This window comes from Variovorax rhizosphaerae, assembly GCF_037889975.1.
GTDB classification, from domain to species: Bacteria; Pseudomonadota; Gammaproteobacteria; order Burkholderiales; family Burkholderiaceae_C; genus Variovorax; species Variovorax rhizosphaerae.
Genome location: NZ_JBBKZT010000020.1, coordinates 100,617 through 117,878, shown reverse-complemented (window position 1 = coordinate 117,878; position 17,262 = coordinate 100,617). Strand labels below are relative to the sequence as shown.

The following is a 17,262-nucleotide window of genomic DNA, read 5'->3' as shown; positions in this document are numbered from 1 at the left end:
CCAGTGGCCGGGTCTACGGCAGCCGGCGGCTGAGTGCGGCGCTGCAGGCCAAGGGCATGAGCGTGGGGCGTCACCGCGTGCGACGCTTGATGCACCAGCAACAGTTGCGCGCGCTGTGGCGGCGCAAGTTCATCCACACCACAGACAGCAAGCACACGCTGCCGGTTTCAAGCAACGTGCTGGACAGGCGCTTCAACCCCAGTGGTCCCAACCAGGCCTGGGTCAGCGACATCACCTACATCCGCACGCGCAGTGGCTGGCTGTACCTGGCGGTGGTGCTGGATCTGTACGCCCGCAAGGTGGTGGGTTGGGCAATGGCGCCGAGCATGCATGCGCAACTGGTGTGCGCGGCGCTGCAACTGGCCATCGCGCAGCGCCAGCCCGCGCCGGGGCTGATCGTTCATTCGGATCGCGGCAGCCAGTACGCCAGTGCGCAGCACCAGGCGCTGCTGACGCGCCACGGCCTGGTCGGCAGCATGAGCCGCAAGGGCAACTGCTGGGACAACGCGGTGATGGAGCGCTTCTTCCTGAGCCTGAAAACCGAACGGGTCTGGCAGCGTGATTACGCCAACCATGGCGAAGCAATGACCGACATCGCCCACTACATCGTGGGCTTCTACAACAGCGTGCGCCTGCACTCCAAACTGGGCAACTTGCCGCCCAATGCCTTCGAGCAGCAATTGGCAATTAAACAACCTATCGCAGTGTCTGAAAAAACTTGACCAGCACAGACTGCGAGACGTTGCAACGCTCCGCTGCCAGCTTGAACTGGCCGCAGTCAACCAAGGTTATGAAAGCATTCAGCAGTCGACCCGAGAAATCGCTTAGGTGTTTCATGTCATGTCATGTCATGTCTTGCTCGTTGGAGGCGGGTTCTAGACGTGGGAACTGGCACTGAACCTACCGCAAAGGCCTGCCGGCGATCGGGCGCCATCGTGTTGGGCGCCACCGGCCCCAGCGGCGACAGGCCGGAGCTTTTGAAGACTGCCGCGGTCTCCAGTTGGCTCAGGTGGCCTCCGTCTGGATGGTTGTGCGGCGTCAGCAGGCCGGCGTCGCGCGCGTTGGTCCGCAACTCGCCCCACAAGTTCTTCGGTGGGACCGTGGGCGGTGCAGCGCGGATCGCGTTCGAACGGGATGACAGTCTCTCGAACGAAGGTTTCCACACGCTCGGCCAGAAGGCGGCTGCGTTCGGTCGGACAGGTTGTAAACATTTGGTGGGTTTTCCAACTATGTCTCGCTGGCCATCTACAGGCGCATTCCGGCAAATGCCGAAACGAAGGTCAAGCTGAGCCGTCTGGTACGGGACCATGCCAAGCCCCCCTCGCTGCTGGCAAGGAGCGCATCACTGTGACGGCGCTGAACTACGAAGATGCGACGCACCTTCAGGTTCCCATCGGCAGCCCTGCCGCGCGAGTCACACGCGTGTTCCTCTCGGCCGAAGAGCAAATCGTCTTCCTGGGACAGAACTTGTATCGGGCCGAGCGCTTCTCGGTGGATCGCGACATCACGACGCTGCTGAACGGCGGCGAAGACGCGGCGGCAGGCTCATCCACCGGTTCTTCTCGAACACCCGAGGGGCGGCGCCTGGCCCATCGAAGGCCCGGTGCCGTCAGCGCCGCGCCCAAGTCCGGAGCACGCGCGCGCGCCTGAGGACCGATGGGGTTCCTCGCGCCTTGTGCGGCTCGGCTCTGGCGATGCGCGTCATGAGAAATCCTGGATGGATTCACGTCATTTCTCCCAGGTGAATCAAGCGCTTGCCGAGGTTTTCTCCCCGGTAGAGCCCCGCAATCGCATCAGGCGCCTGCTCGATGCCTTCGAGAACCTCTTCCAGATACTGGATCCTGCCCTGCTGGATCCAGCGGATCAGGTCCATCCGGGCGCTGTCGAAGTGCTCCGGATGGTCGAAGATCACGAAGCCCTGCATCCGCGCACGGTTGACAAGCATCTGACGTTCCACTCGAGGACACACACGCGGCGGATCCCAACTGGCCACGCTCGCAGTGCCGCACACGATGATGCGCGCCCCCACCTTGAGGTGCGACATCACGGCGTCGCTGATCGCGCGCGCGGTATTGTCGTAGTAGACGTCCACGCCGCCGACGCACGCTTCGGCAAGCTTCTCCTGGAAATCCCATCGACACGGCGTTGCAACTGCCGCAGCTTCATGCGTCGCTTAGGAGGAAGACTGCTCGGGCGGTCAATAGTGCTGCGGCCAGAATCGTCGCACGACCTCCCGGCTGCGCCCATAGGCATAGCAGCTGTCAAGTTTGACTTCGGCCTCGGGCCCGCTTGCCTTCTCGAGACGCTTTGGATCCGCGCCGCGAATTCCTTGCAGCGCCGTCGTGGCCAGCGGGATCAGCATTTCCATCAGGTGGGTGCAACTGGCTGCCCCGCGCAGACGTTCCTTGACCTTGGAAGACCAGCCTTTCGCTAGTCGCTCGCCGACAAGCACGGACAGTGTGTTCTCCGCTTCCTTGCAAATGCCGTACGGCGTCATGTCCGAAGCGGCTTCGATGGCTTGCACCGTGTAGTTGCCATCGACCGTCATGCGGATCCACAGGTCGTGCAGTGCCTGGCCAGCCGGCACCGGACGTGAAGAACTGATCCGCACGAAGTCGCAGGGCTTCGTGTCCACGAGATGCGCCTCGACATCGTACAGACCATCGTCGCGGGCATACGCCCGCATGTCGATGATGCGATGGTGAAGCTCTCGACGGGTGGCCGGTTGTGAAAGGGGCATATCGGGACTCTCACTTCGAATGGATGCCCATTCTGTCGCCGAAAAGGACGCAGCGCGGTCTGTACCGCATCGCGTGACCTCCGCGCCCGACGGTGACGGTCCCTTGCAAGGCAATGAGAAGTTCGCGTCCCTCACGGATCGACTGGCCGAAATCGCTGGCAGTCGCGGCAGCCACTGGACGGCGGAGCGTCACGAGAGCGACTTGATCAGCGCCTCCATGCTTCTGCGCATGCATGGTCCACTGCACGTTCATGATGACCTACTCCTAGAGAGAGAGAGAGAGAGAGAGAGAGAGAGAGGGTAAGAAGGCTAGCTCCGGGGGCAACTCCCCCAGTTTTCATACGCTCCCTTCGTCGAGAGTCAGGGCGGACGGCGCCTTGCGAAGCTTCGCCATCGTGACCCCTCAACCGCGCCAATGCGCAAACGCATTCTTGCTAAACCGTCGGCACGACTCCGGCTAGTTCGTCCCAGCGTCGATGCGCTTCCTCGCTCCACTGCTCCCGCAAGGATTCGAGACGCGTGACCGCTTCCTTTCCGCCCCACCGCGGCGGCAAGAGAACCAAGGGGAGCCCCGGATCGACGAAGGGGACGCGCTGCCACTCGTTGACGAGTTGCACATGGGTGAACAGCATCGAATCCCCTGCGCTCGGGCGCAGCCTCCCGAAGCGACTGAGCAACAGGTCATAGTGAACCGACACGGTGTCCAGGTCCCAGGATCGCTCGACAACCTGCCGGTCGGTCATCCCCATCTGCGACGACGGCCCCACGAAAGCAAAGGTCGACGCCGAGATCTCCAGTTGCTGCAACACGCGTCTGGCTTCTTCCTCGCGCTCCGAATGGGGATTCACCCACAGGCCGGCGATCGGATTGCCGAAGCCGATCCAGTGCAGCGCCCGCGACACCTTGAGCTTAAGTGCCCGGTCGCCCTCGGGTGACGCCATCACGAGCACCAGCCAACGGCCGTCCCACGGCGTGTTTCGCTGGCTCATCGACAGCACGCGTTGCGCACCTTCATCAATGACGCGCCGACCGCGCTCGGTCAGGGTCCAGCAGGTCTGGCGACCCACCGGATGCGCATTGATCCAGCCCGTGGCCGATGCTCTCGCAATGGCCTGCCGCGCAGACTTCTCGACGATGCCGGCACCGACCAGCACATGCACCAGGGTCGATGTCCAGACCGGCCGCCTGCGTGGCAGCACGAACTCGCCGAGCAAGGTCAGCAGCAGCGAGCGGGCGCTGCCCGGATTGAGGCGATCCGAAGGCCCCGCCGCCGATGAGGCGTCAGATTGTCGAGGTGATTCCTGTCTTGCTTTCCCGGCTGGCGGCATACCGTCCTTTGCGTCTGAACCTGTGGCGCAGCGCATTGTAGGAAGACACGCCAACAGGCCTAGGCAGCAGCCGGCGCAAGTCGAGAGGCCCCTTCAGGCCTTGGCCTCCACCGGGACTGGCAGCGTCTCCAGTTCTCCGCTCCGAAGTTGCTCTCGCAGCACGTGCTTGCGGATCTTTCCGGACGCCGTGAGCGGGAAGGCTTCGACGAAATGCCAGGCAACCGGCGTCTTGTAGCCGGCGAGTCTTTCGCGACACCAGTTTCGCAACTCGTCTTCCGCGGGCGGCGATTGCGGCGATACCGGCCGGATGATCGCCACCACCACTTCGCCCCATCTCTCGTCCGGCATGCCCACCACGGTGGCGTCGCCCACAGCCGGGTGGCCCACGAGCACATCCTCGATCTCGCGCGGATAGATGTTCTCACCGCCCCGGATGATCATTTCCTTCAGGCGGCCGGTGACCCGCAGGTAGCCCTGTGCGTCCATCATGCCCATGTCGCCGGTGTGCAGCCATCCCTCGTCGCGCAGCGCAAAGGCCGTGGCTTCCGGCATGTCCCAGTAGCCGCTCATCGCCTGGTAGCCCCTGACGCAGATCTCGCCGGGCGTTCCCGCCGGCAGGATCTCTCCCGACAACGGATCGCCGATCTTCATCTCCAGGCAAGGCAAGGGGGTGCCCACCGTCTCCGACTGCTGCACGGGCGAATCCGTCAGCCTTGTTTGCGTGAAGACGCCGTTGCCTTCCGTCTGGCCGAACAGGATGGAGAACGCGCAGCCGAAGGCTTCCATCGTCCTGCGCACCAGCGCCGCAGGAACGACCGCCGCACCGGACAGCACCGTCTGCAGGCTCGAAAGGTCCCTGCGTTTGCAGTCCGGATGCTCGAGCATCGCAAGAATCATGGTGGGCACCAGCAGCGCGATGTTGCCGCGCTCGCTCTCGATGATCTCGAGCATCTCGCCGGGATCGAACGCGGGCAGGAGCACGAAGGTCCCACGTTGCGCCAGGGCGCCGATTTCAGTCACCGCACAACCGCCCACATGGAACAGCGGCATGGCGTTGACCCAAACGCCGCCAACGGGGAACTCCGCCCGCAACGCCACATAGCGCGATGCGTTGACGATGCCCCGATGGTGCAGGCAGGCGCCCTTCGGAAAGCCGGTGGTGCCGGAGGTGTACTGGATCTGCACCGTGTCGACGGGGCTCACATGCGGCAACTGCACATCGGGCCGGGCTTCCGCGAGGAAGCTCTCCCACGACGAGAACGAGATGGCATGGCGAAGATGGGGAAGGCGCTGCCGCACCGCCTCGACGCCAGCCTTCATGTCGTTCTTCCTGTAGACGTCGACATGAAAGAGGCCGCTGGCGCCGGACGTCCTGAGCAAATGCTCCAGTTCGTTGGGCAGGAAGGCCGGATTGACCGTCACCAGAACGATGCCCGCCAGGCTTGCACCATGCTGCAGGAAGATCCACTCGGCGCAGTTCGGCGCCCAGACTGCCACGCGTTCGCCCGGCGCGAAGCGTCCCAGCAAGGCGCGCGCGACCCGCTCGGACCCCGCCAGCAGTTCGCGATAAGTCCATCGCCGGCGCTCCGACGCCACGGGCACGGCTTCCACCAGTGCGATGCAATCGGGGACTTCGGAAGCAACTTGTCGCAACAAGTCGCCCAGCGTCACATCCAGCACCGCCTCGGAAGTGTCCGCAGGCCAGTAGGAAGGGTTCGACTCCGCCGCCGTCTTCATGCTGCAGCCTCCTTTGACGCGTTGGCAAAGGCCACGAACCGCGGCGCCGGGTGCTGCCCCGCTGCGGTGCTGATGCTCGATCTCATCGTTGTCTCCTCTTTCGGGTTTCGGATTAATGCTACATACGCCAATCTTGTTTCGACTCATGTGTAGTATGAACACCTCGGGGATTCCACGTCAATAGCCTATTTTTCAGGATGCCTTTCGAGTGGCCGCGCCGCTTGTTGACTTTCCCGTAGCTTGATTTCATACTACATGTCATGTCGTGCTTCGACATTATATGTAGTATAAATCTCACCGCAGCACCTGCGACTGAAAGGCAACCGACATGAATGACCAGGCAACGCATGGCCACGATGGCTACGACATCTACGGGGCGGAGTTCGCGAAGGATCCGCACGCGGTCTGGGAGGCGATGCGGCGTGGCGGCTGTCCGGTCGCGCACAGCCAACTCGGCGGCGGGTCGTGGATGGTCACGAAGTACAACGACATCCGCGACATCACGCAGGACCCGGAGCACTACTCTTCGCGTGCCATCGAGGTTGCCGGCCCGGTTCCCGCCATCGGGCGCGAGCTGTTCATGCCGCCCCTTACTTCGAATCCGGAGGATCACAAGGCGCACCGCGACCTGCTGGCGCCCTACTTCACGCCGGACCGTGTGGCCCAGTTGGAGCCCTTTGTTCGCGAGGAGGCACGGCGGCTTGCACAGGCCATCGCCGATCGTGGCCACGGAGACGCCGTCTCGGACTTTTCCATGCCGCTTGCGCTGGCAGTGATCACCAAGATCCTGAAGGTGCCAGCCGACGCGCGCGACCGGTTCGTCGACTGGGTGGTTCGCCTGATCCGCCTCGGGCCGCTCGACCAGGCCGTGCGCAGCGCCGTCATCCAGGAGAAGCTGCAGTACCTCGAGAAGCTGCTGGAGGAACGCACGCGCAAGCCTGGCGACGACATCATCAGCTACCTCGGGCACGCCACGCTGGACGGCCAGCCGCTGTCCCGCAAGCACAAGCTGGGCAGCCTCTTCCTGCTGGTGCTGGCGGGTGCCGACACCACCTGGAGCGCGATGGGCGCCAGCCTGTGGCACCTCGCGTCGCACCCCGAGGACCGCGCCACGCTGCTGGCCGATCCGGGCATCATGCGCACCACCGCCATCGAGGAACTGCTGCGAGCCTATGCACCCGTGTCGATCGCGCGCCTGGCCAGCGAAGAGGTCGAACTGCACGGGCGCTGCATCGCCGCGCAGCAGCGCGTGATCCTGCCGCTGGCCGCCGCCAATCGCGACCCGGAAGTCTTCGAAGACCCCGATGTCGTCAAGCTCGATCGCAAGCGCAACCGGCACCTCACCTTCAGCTCCGGTCCGCATCGCTGCCTGGGCTCCAACGTGGCACGGCTGGAGCTTCGGGTCGCACTGGAGGAATGGCTGCGCGTGATGCCGAACTTCCACCTGACCGACCCGGATGCCGTCGAGTGGAGCACCGGACAGACCCGCGGCCCCGAGCACGTCCACATCGGAGTCGACCAATGACCGCCACCGCCTTCGCGGCGCTGCCCGTCTCATCGAAGGTCGCTGTCATGCGGCAGCACCTGATCGACCCCGAGGTCTGCATCCGCTGCAATACCTGCGAAGAGACCTGCCCGCACGGCGGCATCGTCCACAACGACGACAACTACGCCGTGCTGTTCGATGTCTGCACGGGCTGCGGCAAGTGCCTCGACCCTTGCCCGACAGGGGCCATCGCCAATTGGCACGATGTCAGCTCGGCGTACAGCGTAGATGAACAGTTCAGCTGGGCGCAGTTGCCGGCGCAGCAGGCCGGGCTTGCAATCGACGCGACGAATGCGGCGCGCCTGGTCCCCTCGCCGATCGAGCCGCCGGTGGTCGCCGCAAGCGAAGCGACAGAGGCCCTCATGGTCAAGGCCGCCGCGCCGGCCTCTGCGAGCCGGCCCGTGGTGAATGCGTTCAAGCGCAACCAGCCGGCCACGGCGACCGTCGTGGCCAATGTCCAGTTGACGGCAGCGGCATCCGACACCGACGTCCGCCACATCGTGCTGCGCTTTGCCGATGGCGTGTTCCCGGTGCTGGAAGGCCAGAGCCTCGGTATCGTCATGCCGGGCACCGACGACCACGGCAAGCGCCATGCGGTACGGCAGTACTCCATCGCGAGTCCCCGCAGCGGCGAAGCAGGCGAGCCGAACACCGTGGCCCTGACGGTGAAGCGTGTGCCGGGTGGCTTGTGCTCCAACCATCTGTGCGACCTGCCTGTTGGCGCGAGCATCGAGGTGACCGGCCCCTTCGGCGCCACCTTCCTCATGCCCAACGATCCGGCGGCCCACATCCTCATGGTCTGCTCCGGCACCGGCGTGGCCCCCTTCCGCGGCTTCATCGAACGGCGCCGACAGATGGCGGCCGAATCGTCGTCGGGCAAGCTCCTGCTGTTCTACGGCGCGCAAACGCCGCAGGCAATGCCTTACGCCAGCTACCTGGAAGAACTGCCCGCCGCCACGGTGCTTCGCGACCTCTGCTACTCGCGGCTGGCCGATGGCCCGAAGACCCACGTCCAGCACCGAATCCGCGCATCGGCGGCCGTTCTCTCTGCTCTCTTGTGCGACGACCTGACGCACTTCTACGTCTGCGGCTTGAAGGGAATGGAGCAAGGCGTCGAGGAAGCCCTGGCCGAAGTTTGTGCTACCGCCGGTCTCGACTGGCTTCGCATTCGCGACCGCATGCGCAGCGCGGGCCGCTATCACGTCGAGACCTACTGACCATCACACGAAAGCCCCACCATGAAACTGCACGTCTCCACCGAGCTTTGCCAGGGCCACAACAACTGCACCCGGATCGCGCCCCAGTTGTTCCAGCTCGATGCATCCGGCTACGCCAGTGCGCGACTGGCGGCCATACCGGTCGCGCTGGAAAGCCTCGCGGAACTCGCGGCGGACAACTGTCCTGAATGCGCGATCGAGATCATTCGCGAGGAAATGACCGAAGCGGGAAGCGGCCAAGGTTGAACTGCATCGATCGAACCACGTCCCTACTGAATCGGAGCCCCGAATGTCACTGCCCGCACCCGTCGAACGCACGCCACTTCACACGCGAAGGATCACGTTCCGGGGCTATCACCGACATGACGGGCTGTGGGACATCGAGGCCGAGCTGACGGATGCCAAGGCCTACCCCTTCACGTCGCCCGGCCTGGGCACCCTCCCCCCGGAAACGCTCATCCACAACATGGCGATCCGCGCGACGCTGGATGAAACGCTGACCATCCGCGAGATCGCTGCGACGATGAATGGCAAGCCCCAAACGGAGTGCGCGCTGGCAACCCATCCCATGCAGCAACTCGTGGGTTGCACGATGGGACCGGGCTGGCGCGCCACGCTGGAGAAGCACTTGGGCGGCATCAAGGGCTGCACCCATTTGCGCGAACTGATGTTCAACATGGCGACGGCCGCCTTCCAGACCATCCCCACCCACCACGAGTTGCTGCGCAGGCAAGCGGGTGAACCGGTTGGCGAAGTCGATCGGCCGCCCTACCACCTCGGCAAGTGCATGTCGTGGGACTTCAACGGGCCACTCGTCCAGAAGCACTTTCCGCAGTTCCATGGCTGGCAGCCGCTGAACCGCATGAAGTAGGCGATCAACGCGGGCCCGTCGTATCGCGCCCCCCGGATTTCGAATGCCCGTTGCCCATACTGGCATGCGTCACTTTCTCCTTGACTCTGTCAGCCTTTGAGCGCAACATTCATTGGGTGACCCATTAATGACGTGAAGCCTTGCTCTGACAGCTGGCTGCTGCAGATCAATGAACCACGGCGAATCAAAGGAGACTGCGATGTCCGTCCTGATGAGAACGATCCTCGTCGCGCTTGCAAGCGCCCTGGTGTCCGTGCAGGCGTATTGCCAGACCGAGGTCTATCCCTCGCGCGGCGTGCGCATGCTTGTGCCATACAGCGCCGGCAGCGGCGTCGATCTGCTGGCGCGCAGCTTCGCGCATGGCATGGAAGGAAAGCTGAAGAACCCGGTGGTGGTTGAGAACCGGGAAGGAGCGACCGGCCTGATTGGCACCCAGGCGGCCGCACGCTCTCCGGCGGACGGCTACACGCTTCTGGCCAATGCAAACCCGCCTTTTATGGTCGCGCCGCTGAGCCTGCAGCCGCCACCCTACGACGTGCTGAAGGCCTTTGCGCCCGTGGCACGGATCGGCAGTGTTCCACTGGTCATGATCATTGCAGCGGATTCGCCGGTAAAGGGCTTTGCGCAGTTGCGCGACTACGCCAAGGCCCATCCCGACAAGGCGACCTACTCATCCACCGGGAATGGCTCGCCAGGACAGCTGTTCATGGAAACGGTGAAGGCCACGACCGGCCTCCAGCTCAGGGAAGTGCCGTACAAGTCATCCACCCAGGCGCTCACGGACCTGATCGGCGGGCAAGTCCTGACAAGCATCGTGTCGCTTCCGGCCGCCGACCAGCTGATTCAGAACGGACGCCTCCGTGTCTTGGCGGTTGGCTCCAGAGAGCGGCTGGCGCGCTTCCCCGACGCACCCACCTTGTCCGAAGTCTTGGGGTCACCCCTGGAAGCGAGCGTGTGGTACGGGTTCCTCGTGCCGGCCGGCGTCGCACCTGAAAAGATTGCCCTTCTCCATTCGGCTGTAGCCACGGTCTTCGACACGGAAGAAGCCAGAAAGAGCATGCAGACCCTGGGCATCATCCCCGACCTTCAATCGCCGACACAGTTCGCAGCCTCCTTGCGCCAGGACGCCGAGGCCGCCCGCAGGATGCTCTCGCTCGTGGAGCAGAGCAAGACCACTCCCTGATCCACAGCAGGTTTTCATCACGGCCACACAATGATTCAAGCCTCCGACACCGAGTTCCATCCGCGCGACCCCGCCGACAGAATCTGGACCGAAACCACCTATCTCGCATTCAACGTCCCCGAGGCAGCGCTGCACGGCACTTGCTACGTGCTGGCACGGCCCAACCTGGGCGTGGCAATGTCCTCGGTCGTGGTCGCGCGAGGCGTACGTCGCCGGCCGTACGAAGTGGATTTCTGCGATCCGCAGATCCATCTGCCGTGCCCCGCGTCCTACGCCAGTTTCACGCTGGAGAACGGATTGTCTGTGCATGCCGAGTCGCTGACGGACTGGCGCTTCCGCTATCAGCACAAGCTCGGTAACTGCTGCTTCGACTTGCATCTGCAAGGGCTGCATCATCCCTATGACCCGACCGACCCGCGGGAGAATCCGATGGTCGAACAGTTGGCCGCACATGCCACGGACTCACGCATCGGTGATGCCTGGTCGCATGGCCACTTCGACCTGAAAGGCCGGATTCGCGGCACGCTCACGCTGCGCGGGGTCGAGTATCAAGTCGACTGCCATGAAGGCATGGACCGCAGTTGGGGTCCGCGCAACGAGACCCCGAACCGGGCCACTTCCTACATTTCCGTGAACTGTGGCGACGCCATGGCCATGTGGCTGACCATGACCCTCGACGTGACTGCTTCCGGCCACGTGCGCTACGAGCGACTCAATTCCGGATTCCTCGTCGAGCACGGCGTCGTGACGCCCATCGTGGCGGCGCAAGTCGAAGCCACGACAGTCGACATGCTCGCGATCAGCGACCGCATTGTTGTCACGGACACCCGAGGTCGCAAGCATGAGTTCTTCGGTTCGACGATCGGCACGCGGCCCATGGGTTCAGTCAATCCATCGATCGCGGCATTCGTGTCATTGATGCGCTATCAATACCTCAACCACATTGGCCATGGCGGTCACGGCAAGCTGTTCGGCTTGTCGTACCTCGCCGAACGGCTGGCAGGAGACCACGCATGAGCACACTCGAGTATGACGCGGAGCGCGCCTGCGCCTTCGACAACCGTGACGCCCCCTCGCCAGCCTTCATCGCTGACCTGCGCAGGCGCTTCCCCACGGAGCCTGAGACCGACATCTTGTTGACCCGCAAGATGCAGCGACGCAGCGGTCCCCCGTACCGGCAAGTCAGCCTGGAGCAGATGACGCGATGGCTTCACGCAATGCTTTCAGCCAACATCACGGGTGACTTCACCGTGCGCGAGCCGAAATGGCTGACAGGCGGCGCTTCGAAAGTGCAGGTCGCGTTCGTACTGGATTGGGACGCCCCGGGACGAGGTGCGTGCAGCGACCATCTCGTCATCCGGATGGATCCCTCCGAAGCTTCCAACACCACCAGTCGTGTGCGGGAAGCGGAGTTGCTGGACGCCTTTCAAGACCTGCTGCCCGTTCCGACCATACTTTGGATCGATCGGGAGGCGCGCTGGTTTCCGGAGCCCGCCATCATCTATACATTCGTCCACGGCGTGGCAAAGCCCCGGTCGGGAAGCGCCGGCCAGGTCGTGGGCCTGGGCACCAACTTCGGGCCGCGCCTGCGCCAACTTCTCGCGCCGCAGTTCCTGCGCGACCTGGCGATCATCCACACGGCCGACATCGACAGCATGCATTTCGAAAGCATGGAGCTCCCTTCGGTCGGCTCACAGGAGGCCGCCCGTTGGCAGTTGAACCGCGCGCGGCGCGTCTGGGAGGAAGACCGAGGCGAAGACTACCCCCTGATGGACGTCGCCGCCAACTGGCTCGAACGCAACCTGCCGGTGCTCGATCGCGCAAGCATCGTGCATGGCGACTTTCGAAGTGGCAACTTCCTGTTCGACGAGGCCTCCGGCAACATCACGGCATGGCTGGACTGGGAGCGTGGCCATCTTGGAGATCGCCACCGGGACCTTGCCTGGATGACCCAGCGCGAGAAGGGGCACCTCGCCGAAGACGGCAAGACCTACCTGGTCTGTGGCCTGATTCCACTGGAGGAGTTTTACGAACGCTACGAAAAGGCGTCCGGTCTCACCGTGGACCCGCAGCGGCTGCGCTGGTACCGGGTGCTCAACTGCTTCCAGGTGGTCACGACCACCATGGCCACCATGTATCGGGTCGCCAAACTCGGCAAGTCCCACCAGGACATCTTGCTGGCACGCCTGAAGGCCATCGCGCCAATCGGCGCCCACGAGCTTTGTGAACTGCTTGAAGGAGACCTCTGATGGATCACACCCATGTCGGCTTGCGCGCTGCGGTACGGGCGCTCACTGATGTCGTCGCACCCGTGGTGGACCCGAAGCACGCCCAGGCGCGCGACCAGTTGCGGCTCACGGTCGAATATCTCGAGTTCGTGCTTCAACGCCTGGATCACTTGCATGAACGGGATCTGTTCGAATTGCGCCATCACATGGACCTGGCCAGGCAGGTGATGGCTGTCATCCCCGCTTCCATCATGGCTCGGTCCGTGGCGCCCGGCACCGCCCTGGAACACGGCGAGAGAGTCTTGGCAGAAGGCAACGCATCACCGCCGACGCTGCGCAACGCCACGGAGGGTCTGGCCGCGGCCGTCGCGGAAGCAGTGCGAGCTGCGCCGCAAATGTCCGCGTCAACGCGCAGGAACATCGAAACCTGCGTTCTGCGCGCAAGCAAGACGCGCATCTCCTTCGAGCGCTCCTGGTATCTGCCGCTCGGCCTTGACGCGGATTCACACGAGGTCCTGCCGCTTTCCGAGGCTCTCAGCTTCCCGGGTGGAAGCACCGCGCACGCCAACACCTCACGAGACTCGCCGATCGCGGCAGCGAGGCCAATTGTCAATGAGACCTGAGCAGCGGATGCCGGTGAAGCAACGGAATTGATCCATGGCCGTCCACATCGAACAGATCCCGTTTTCCACGCACCTCGGCATGCAACTGCAGTCTGCAGGCGAGGGCCGATCGTCCTGTACGGTGCCGCTGCGCCCTGAACATCTCAACTCCAACGGCGTGGCGCACGGTGGCGTGACCTTTTCACTGTCGGATACCTGCATGGGGCAGGCCCTCATGTCAGTGTTGGCACGAGGAGAGCGCGCAGTCACTGTCGAGACCAAGATGAACTACCTTCGGCCAGGCTCGGGTGGGTTGCTGCGCAGCGAAAGCCAAGTCGTGCATCGCGGCCGATCACTGGCGAATGTCGAGTGCCGCATCTGGGCAGGCGAGCGGATCGTGGCGACGGCCAACGGCACGTTCGCGATCCTGCAGGCGCCGAACGACGCGGCAGCGTGACCATCAAATGTCGAGACACTCCATCAGCAGACCTCTGCGGGCAAGGCGGCACCTCAAGGATGCCACTCATGCCCGCCATCATGCGTGCATCGTCAGGAATGCGCGGCCATCGCTGAATTCGCCGCCATGGCGAGCGCCGGCTTGCGGATCTTCGCGTTGACCAGTTCACCCAGCATCCCGGCCGCGATCTTCTCGGCCACCATGATCGTGGGGGCATTCGTGTTGGCGCCAGGAATCACCGGAAAGATCGATGCATCGACCACGCGCAGCTGCTGGACGCCATGAACGCGTCCTTCCGCGTCGGTCACGGCGCCAGGATCGTTTGCAGCGCCCATACGGCATGTGCAGGACACATGCCAGACACCGGCGCTCGACTTGCGAATGTGGCCGCGCAGGAGCGCGGGGTCCTGCAACAGATCGCCCAGCGGTGGCGCATCGCGAATCACCTTCTCGAACAGGAACTTGCGCAATGGCGCGGGGCCATCCAGGCATGCGGCCAGGACATCGGTCAGCACCTTGTTGCGCTTGCTGAGCATGCCGATCTGGCGCACCTTCTCACCGTAGGAGGCGAGGAACGGATGCTCGGTGATGGCACTGAGCGCACTCGATGCCAGCAGTGCGGCCATGCGCACGAAGCCATCGGTCAAGCGCTCGACGTCCCTCTCGTCCGAGAGCATGCCGAGTGACACGCTGGGAAATTGCCGCCAGTCGGGCGAGTCCAGCGTGACTTCGCCGGAGGCGGAGAACGGATTGTTGATGTAGGTCAGAAGCGTCCCGATGCGCTCACCCACCGCATGCCACGATGTCTTGGTCACGCCGAGCATGAGCATGTCGCCCGAAGGCCCGCCGCCGATGCCGGACGAGTACCGGCAGCCGACCCGGATGTGATGACGGGTCGGGCCGCTGATCCGGTGCGCTCGCTTGATGTACGACGCCAGCGCGATGGAAGGATGCTCCATCAGGTTCTTGCCCACGCCCCGGAGCGCCTTGACCACCGGCACGCCCATCCCGGCCAGTTCGTCGCCCGGGCCAATACCGGAGCGCAACATGATGGCAGGCGAATGAATGGCGCCGGCGGACAGAATGACCTCCCTGGCGCGCACCGACTCGATCTGGCCGCGCGTGTGCAATTCGACGCCTGTGCATGTCGTGCCATCGAACATCAGCCGGGTCACCGTGGTCTCTGTGGCGATCGTGAGGTTCCTGCGGCCGCGCACCTCCGCAGTGAGGTAGGCGGTCGCCACCGACACCCGCTTCTCGTCCTTGTTGGAGAGTGCGATCGGAAAGTAGCCGTCCGTGAAAGCGCCGTTCTGGTCCTCGAGGTACTTGAAGCCCTGGGATTCGAACGCCTTGGCGACCGCTTTCGCATGCCCCGGCCACTGCTCGGGAAAGATGCGCCGCACCTGGATCGGGCCCGCCTTGCCATGCAGGTCGCCATCGAAGTCGAGGTCCGTCTCCGTCTTGCGGAAATACGGCAGCACGGTGTCCCAGCGCCAGCCCGCGGCGCCACGGCGTTCCCATTCGTCATAGTCCGCAGGCGCGCCGCGGTTGAAGAACTGGCCATTGATCGAAGAGCCGCCGCCGAGAATCCTGGCCTGGTCGTACTTGCCCGCCGGCCTGTCCGCGGTGGGCCGCGCTCGCAGTCCCGCCCACATGAAGTTGGGGTTGAGATAGGCCGTGCCGGGATAGCTGTCGAGGATCGACGGCGGGATATTGTCAAGCGGCAGATCCTGTCCCGCCTCACACAGCAGCACGCGAACGCCAGGCGATTGAGAAAGCCTCGCCGCGAGCACGCAGCCGGCCGAGCCGCCGCCCACGATGACGTAGTCGTAATCGGAGTGCATGGCCCGCCTAGTCGATGTTCAGCCAGATGGCCTTGGTCTCGAGGAACTCCTCGATGTGCTCCAGGCCGGACTCGCGCCCGTACCCGCTCATCTTGTAGCCGCCGAAGGGAACGGCAGCGTCCATCGCCTGGTAGCAGTTGACCCAGACCGAACCGGCGCGCAGGCCCTGCGACATCTTGTGCGCGGTCTTCAGGCTCTTCGTCCAGACACCGCTGCCCAGGCCGAGATCGGAATCGTTGGCGCGCCGCAAGACCTCGTCGATGTCGTCGAATGGAAGCGCGGAGATCACCGGGCCGAAGATCTCTTCCCTGGCGATACGCATCTCGTCAGTGACGTCTGCAAAGACCGTGGGCCGCACGAAGTAGCCAGAGTCGAAAGGCTCGGAGGTGCAGCGCTCGCCGCCGCACAGTGCGCGTGCACCCTCGGCATGGCCGATGTCGAGGTAGCTGACCACTTTCGAAAGGTGCCGTTCCGAAACCAGGGGACCGAGGTTCGTCTCCGGATCGGCCGGGTCTCCCACCACCAGTTGACTTCCGAAGGCGGCGACCCGTTCGACAAACTCGTCGTAGACCTGCCGTTGCACGAACAGCCGCGTGCCGGCGCTGCAGACCTGCCCGGAGTTGGCGAAGACTGCCATCGCGGCCGCCGGTACGGCCAGGTCGAGATCGGCGTCCGCGAAAACGATGTTGGGCGACTTGCCGCCCAGCTCCAGCGAGAGCCGCTTCACGTTGCCCGCGGACGCCGCGATGATGCGTTGACCCACGTCGGTCGATCCCGTGAAGGTGATCTTGTTGACGCCCCTGTGTGCACTCAAGGCGGCACCCACGACGCCCTGCCCTGTGATGACGTTGAGCACGCCGGGTGGCAGGCCGGCCTCGGTGCAGAGCTCCGCCAGCCGCAACGAGGACAACGGCGTCTGTTCCGACGGCTTCAGCACCACTGTGCAACCGGCCGCCAGTGCCGGCGCGATCTTCCAGATGCCCAGCGTGAGCGGGCCGTTCCACGGCGTGATGGCGCCCACCACGCCTACCGGCTCCTTCACGGTGTACGAGAGCACGTTGCCGGGAACGGAGTTGGGAATGGTGGCCCCGTGCGGCATCGTCGCCAGGCCCGCATAGAAGCGCAACAACGAGAGGGCACGGCTGCGCATCGCACGGGTGCGCGTCAGCGGCGCGCCCATGTTGAGCGTGTCGAGCGCGGCGAGTTCGTCATAGTGGCGCTCGACCAGGTCCGCGATCCTGAGCAACAGTTGTTGCCGCCCCTGCGGCTTGACCCGCGCCCAGTCGCCCTCGAACGCCGCCTGTGCTGCAGCGACGGCACGATCGACATCCAGGACGTTGCCATCGGCGATTTCCGCGAGCGGCTGGCCCGTGGTCGGGTTGTTGACCCAATAGGTCTTGCCGGATGCGGCGGCGCTGTACTCGCCATTGATGTAGAGCTGCTTCGGTCCGCCCTTGAGGAAGTCCGAACCCGCCTCCAGCGCGCGATTGTGTTGCCAGATGGTCATGG

The 17,262-nt window shown here is 64.2% G+C and carries 19 protein-coding genes and 1 pseudogene; 11 read left to right on the top strand and 9 right to left on the bottom strand.

All coding sequences use genetic code 11. The features are described 5' to 3' along the window. Nucleotides 1-722 (top strand): IS3 family transposase (locus tag WKW82_RS31770; protein ID WP_340346806.1); only part of this gene is annotated, 722 nt, incomplete at its 5' end. Here WKW82_RS31770 and WKW82_RS31765 read toward each other — a convergent pair. Together WKW82_RS31765 and WKW82_RS31760 are read right to left on the bottom strand one after the other, a co-directional pair. Next, on the bottom strand, nt 697-837 hold the full coding sequence (locus WKW82_RS31765; protein ID WP_340346805.1) for a LysR family transcriptional regulator: 141 nt from the start codon (nt 835-837) through the stop codon (nt 697-699). The genes WKW82_RS31770 and WKW82_RS31765 overlap by 26 nt on opposite strands. A 31-nt stretch (nt 838-868) precedes the next feature. Beyond that, nucleotides 869-1,211 (bottom strand): annotated as a pseudogene (locus tag WKW82_RS31760) (acyl-CoA dehydrogenase family protein); the annotation flags it as partial. Here WKW82_RS31760 and WKW82_RS31755 point away from each other — a divergent pair. Next, entirely contained in the window at nt 1,135-1,650 is a 516-nt protein-coding gene (locus WKW82_RS31755; RefSeq protein ID WP_340346804.1) for a UTRA domain-containing protein, read from the top strand. The pseudogene WKW82_RS31760 and the gene WKW82_RS31755 sit on opposite strands and share 77 nt — an antisense overlap. Before the next feature lie 73 nt (nt 1,651-1,723). On the opposite strand, the gene WKW82_RS31750 is transcribed toward WKW82_RS31755, so the two are convergent. From WKW82_RS31750 to WKW82_RS31730, 5 genes are all read right to left on the bottom strand, one after another. Then, nucleotides 1,724-2,092, bottom strand: coding sequence for a hypothetical protein (locus WKW82_RS31750; protein ID WP_340346803.1), 369 nt, complete (start codon nt 2,090-2,092; stop codon nt 1,724-1,726). A 105-nt stretch (nt 2,093-2,197) separates the two neighbouring features. Next, entirely contained in the window at nt 2,198-2,740 is a 543-nt protein-coding gene (locus WKW82_RS31745) for a DUF2889 domain-containing protein (protein ID WP_340346801.1), read from the bottom strand. 10 nt (nt 2,741-2,750) lie between these two features. Continuing rightward, nucleotides 2,751-2,993, bottom strand: coding sequence for a hypothetical protein (locus WKW82_RS31740; protein ID WP_340346800.1), 243 nt, complete (start codon nt 2,991-2,993; stop codon nt 2,751-2,753). A gap of 181 nt (nt 2,994-3,174) precedes the next feature. Continuing rightward, complete coding sequence (locus tag WKW82_RS31735; protein ID WP_340346813.1) at nt 3,175-4,068, bottom strand: PaaX family transcriptional regulator; 894 nt, start codon at nt 4,066-4,068, stop codon at nt 3,175-3,177. A 93-nt stretch (nt 4,069-4,161) separates the two neighbouring features. Beyond that, on the bottom strand, nt 4,162-5,952 hold the full coding sequence (locus WKW82_RS31730; RefSeq protein ID WP_340346799.1) for an AMP-binding protein: 1,791 nt from the start codon (nt 5,950-5,952) through the stop codon (nt 4,162-4,164). Nucleotides 5,953-6,133: 181 nt separating this feature from the next. Between WKW82_RS31730 and WKW82_RS31725 the strand changes: the two genes are divergently transcribed. The 9 genes from WKW82_RS31725 to WKW82_RS31685 all read left to right on the top strand — a co-directional run bounded on the left by WKW82_RS31725 (nt 6,134) and on the right by WKW82_RS31685 (nt 13,909). Continuing rightward, nucleotides 6,134-7,330, top strand: a complete 1,197-nt coding sequence (locus WKW82_RS31725) for a cytochrome P450 (RefSeq protein WP_340346798.1) — start codon at nt 6,134-6,136, stop codon at nt 7,328-7,330. Further along, nucleotides 7,327-8,568, top strand: coding sequence for a benzoyl-CoA 2,3-epoxidase subunit BoxA (gene boxA, locus WKW82_RS31720; RefSeq protein ID WP_340346797.1), 1,242 nt, complete (start codon nt 7,327-7,329; stop codon nt 8,566-8,568). The genes WKW82_RS31725 and boxA overlap by 4 nt, the downstream gene beginning before the upstream one ends. A gap of 21 nt (nt 8,569-8,589) precedes the next feature. After that, nucleotides 8,590-8,814, top strand: a complete 225-nt coding sequence (locus tag WKW82_RS31715; protein WP_340346795.1) for a ferredoxin — start codon at nt 8,590-8,592, stop codon at nt 8,812-8,814. Between the two features lie 43 nt (nt 8,815-8,857). Then, nucleotides 8,858-9,439, top strand: coding sequence for a DUF2889 domain-containing protein (locus tag WKW82_RS31710; RefSeq protein WP_340346794.1), 582 nt, complete (start codon nt 8,858-8,860; stop codon nt 9,437-9,439). Between the two features lie 199 nt (nt 9,440-9,638). After that, nucleotides 9,639-10,622 carry a Bug family tripartite tricarboxylate transporter substrate binding protein gene (locus WKW82_RS31705; protein ID WP_340346793.1) on the top strand — a complete coding sequence of 328 codons (984 nt, stop codon included), beginning with the start codon at nt 9,639-9,641 and terminating at the stop codon, nt 10,620-10,622. A 30-nt stretch (nt 10,623-10,652) separates the two neighbouring features. Continuing rightward, nucleotides 10,653-11,639 (top strand): DUF7064 domain-containing protein, encoded by a 987-nt coding sequence (locus tag WKW82_RS31700; RefSeq protein ID WP_340346791.1) that lies wholly within the window; start codon nt 10,653-10,655, stop codon nt 11,637-11,639. 116 nt (nt 11,640-11,755) lie between these two features. Continuing rightward, the gene (locus WKW82_RS31695) at nt 11,756-12,871 is read left to right on the top strand and encodes a phosphotransferase family protein (RefSeq protein WP_340346790.1); all 1,116 of its coding nucleotides are present in this window, start codon (nt 11,756-11,758) and stop codon (nt 12,869-12,871) included. Beyond that, nucleotides 12,871-13,473 (top strand): hypothetical protein, encoded by a 603-nt coding sequence (locus WKW82_RS31690; RefSeq protein ID WP_340346789.1) that lies wholly within the window; start codon nt 12,871-12,873, stop codon nt 13,471-13,473. Before WKW82_RS31695 ends, WKW82_RS31690 begins: the two co-directional genes overlap by 1 nt. Nucleotides 13,474-13,507: 34 nt before the next feature. Next, nucleotides 13,508-13,909: a PaaI family thioesterase gene (locus WKW82_RS31685; RefSeq protein WP_340346787.1), complete on the top strand. Its 402-nt coding sequence runs from the start codon at nt 13,508-13,510 to the stop codon at nt 13,907-13,909. A 92-nt stretch (nt 13,910-14,001) separates the two neighbouring features. Here WKW82_RS31685 and WKW82_RS31680 read toward each other — a convergent pair whose 3' ends face one another. Both WKW82_RS31680 and WKW82_RS31675 read right to left on the bottom strand, forming a co-directional pair. After that, nucleotides 14,002-15,753: a GMC family oxidoreductase gene (locus tag WKW82_RS31680; RefSeq protein ID WP_340346786.1), complete on the bottom strand. Its 1,752-nt coding sequence runs from the start codon at nt 15,751-15,753 to the stop codon at nt 14,002-14,004. A 7-nt stretch (nt 15,754-15,760) separates the two neighbouring features. Continuing rightward, nucleotides 15,761-17,260: an aldehyde dehydrogenase family protein gene (locus tag WKW82_RS31675; RefSeq protein ID WP_340346785.1), complete on the bottom strand. Its 1,500-nt coding sequence runs from the start codon at nt 17,258-17,260 to the stop codon at nt 15,761-15,763. Between the last annotated feature and the right edge of the window lie 2 nt (nt 17,261-17,262).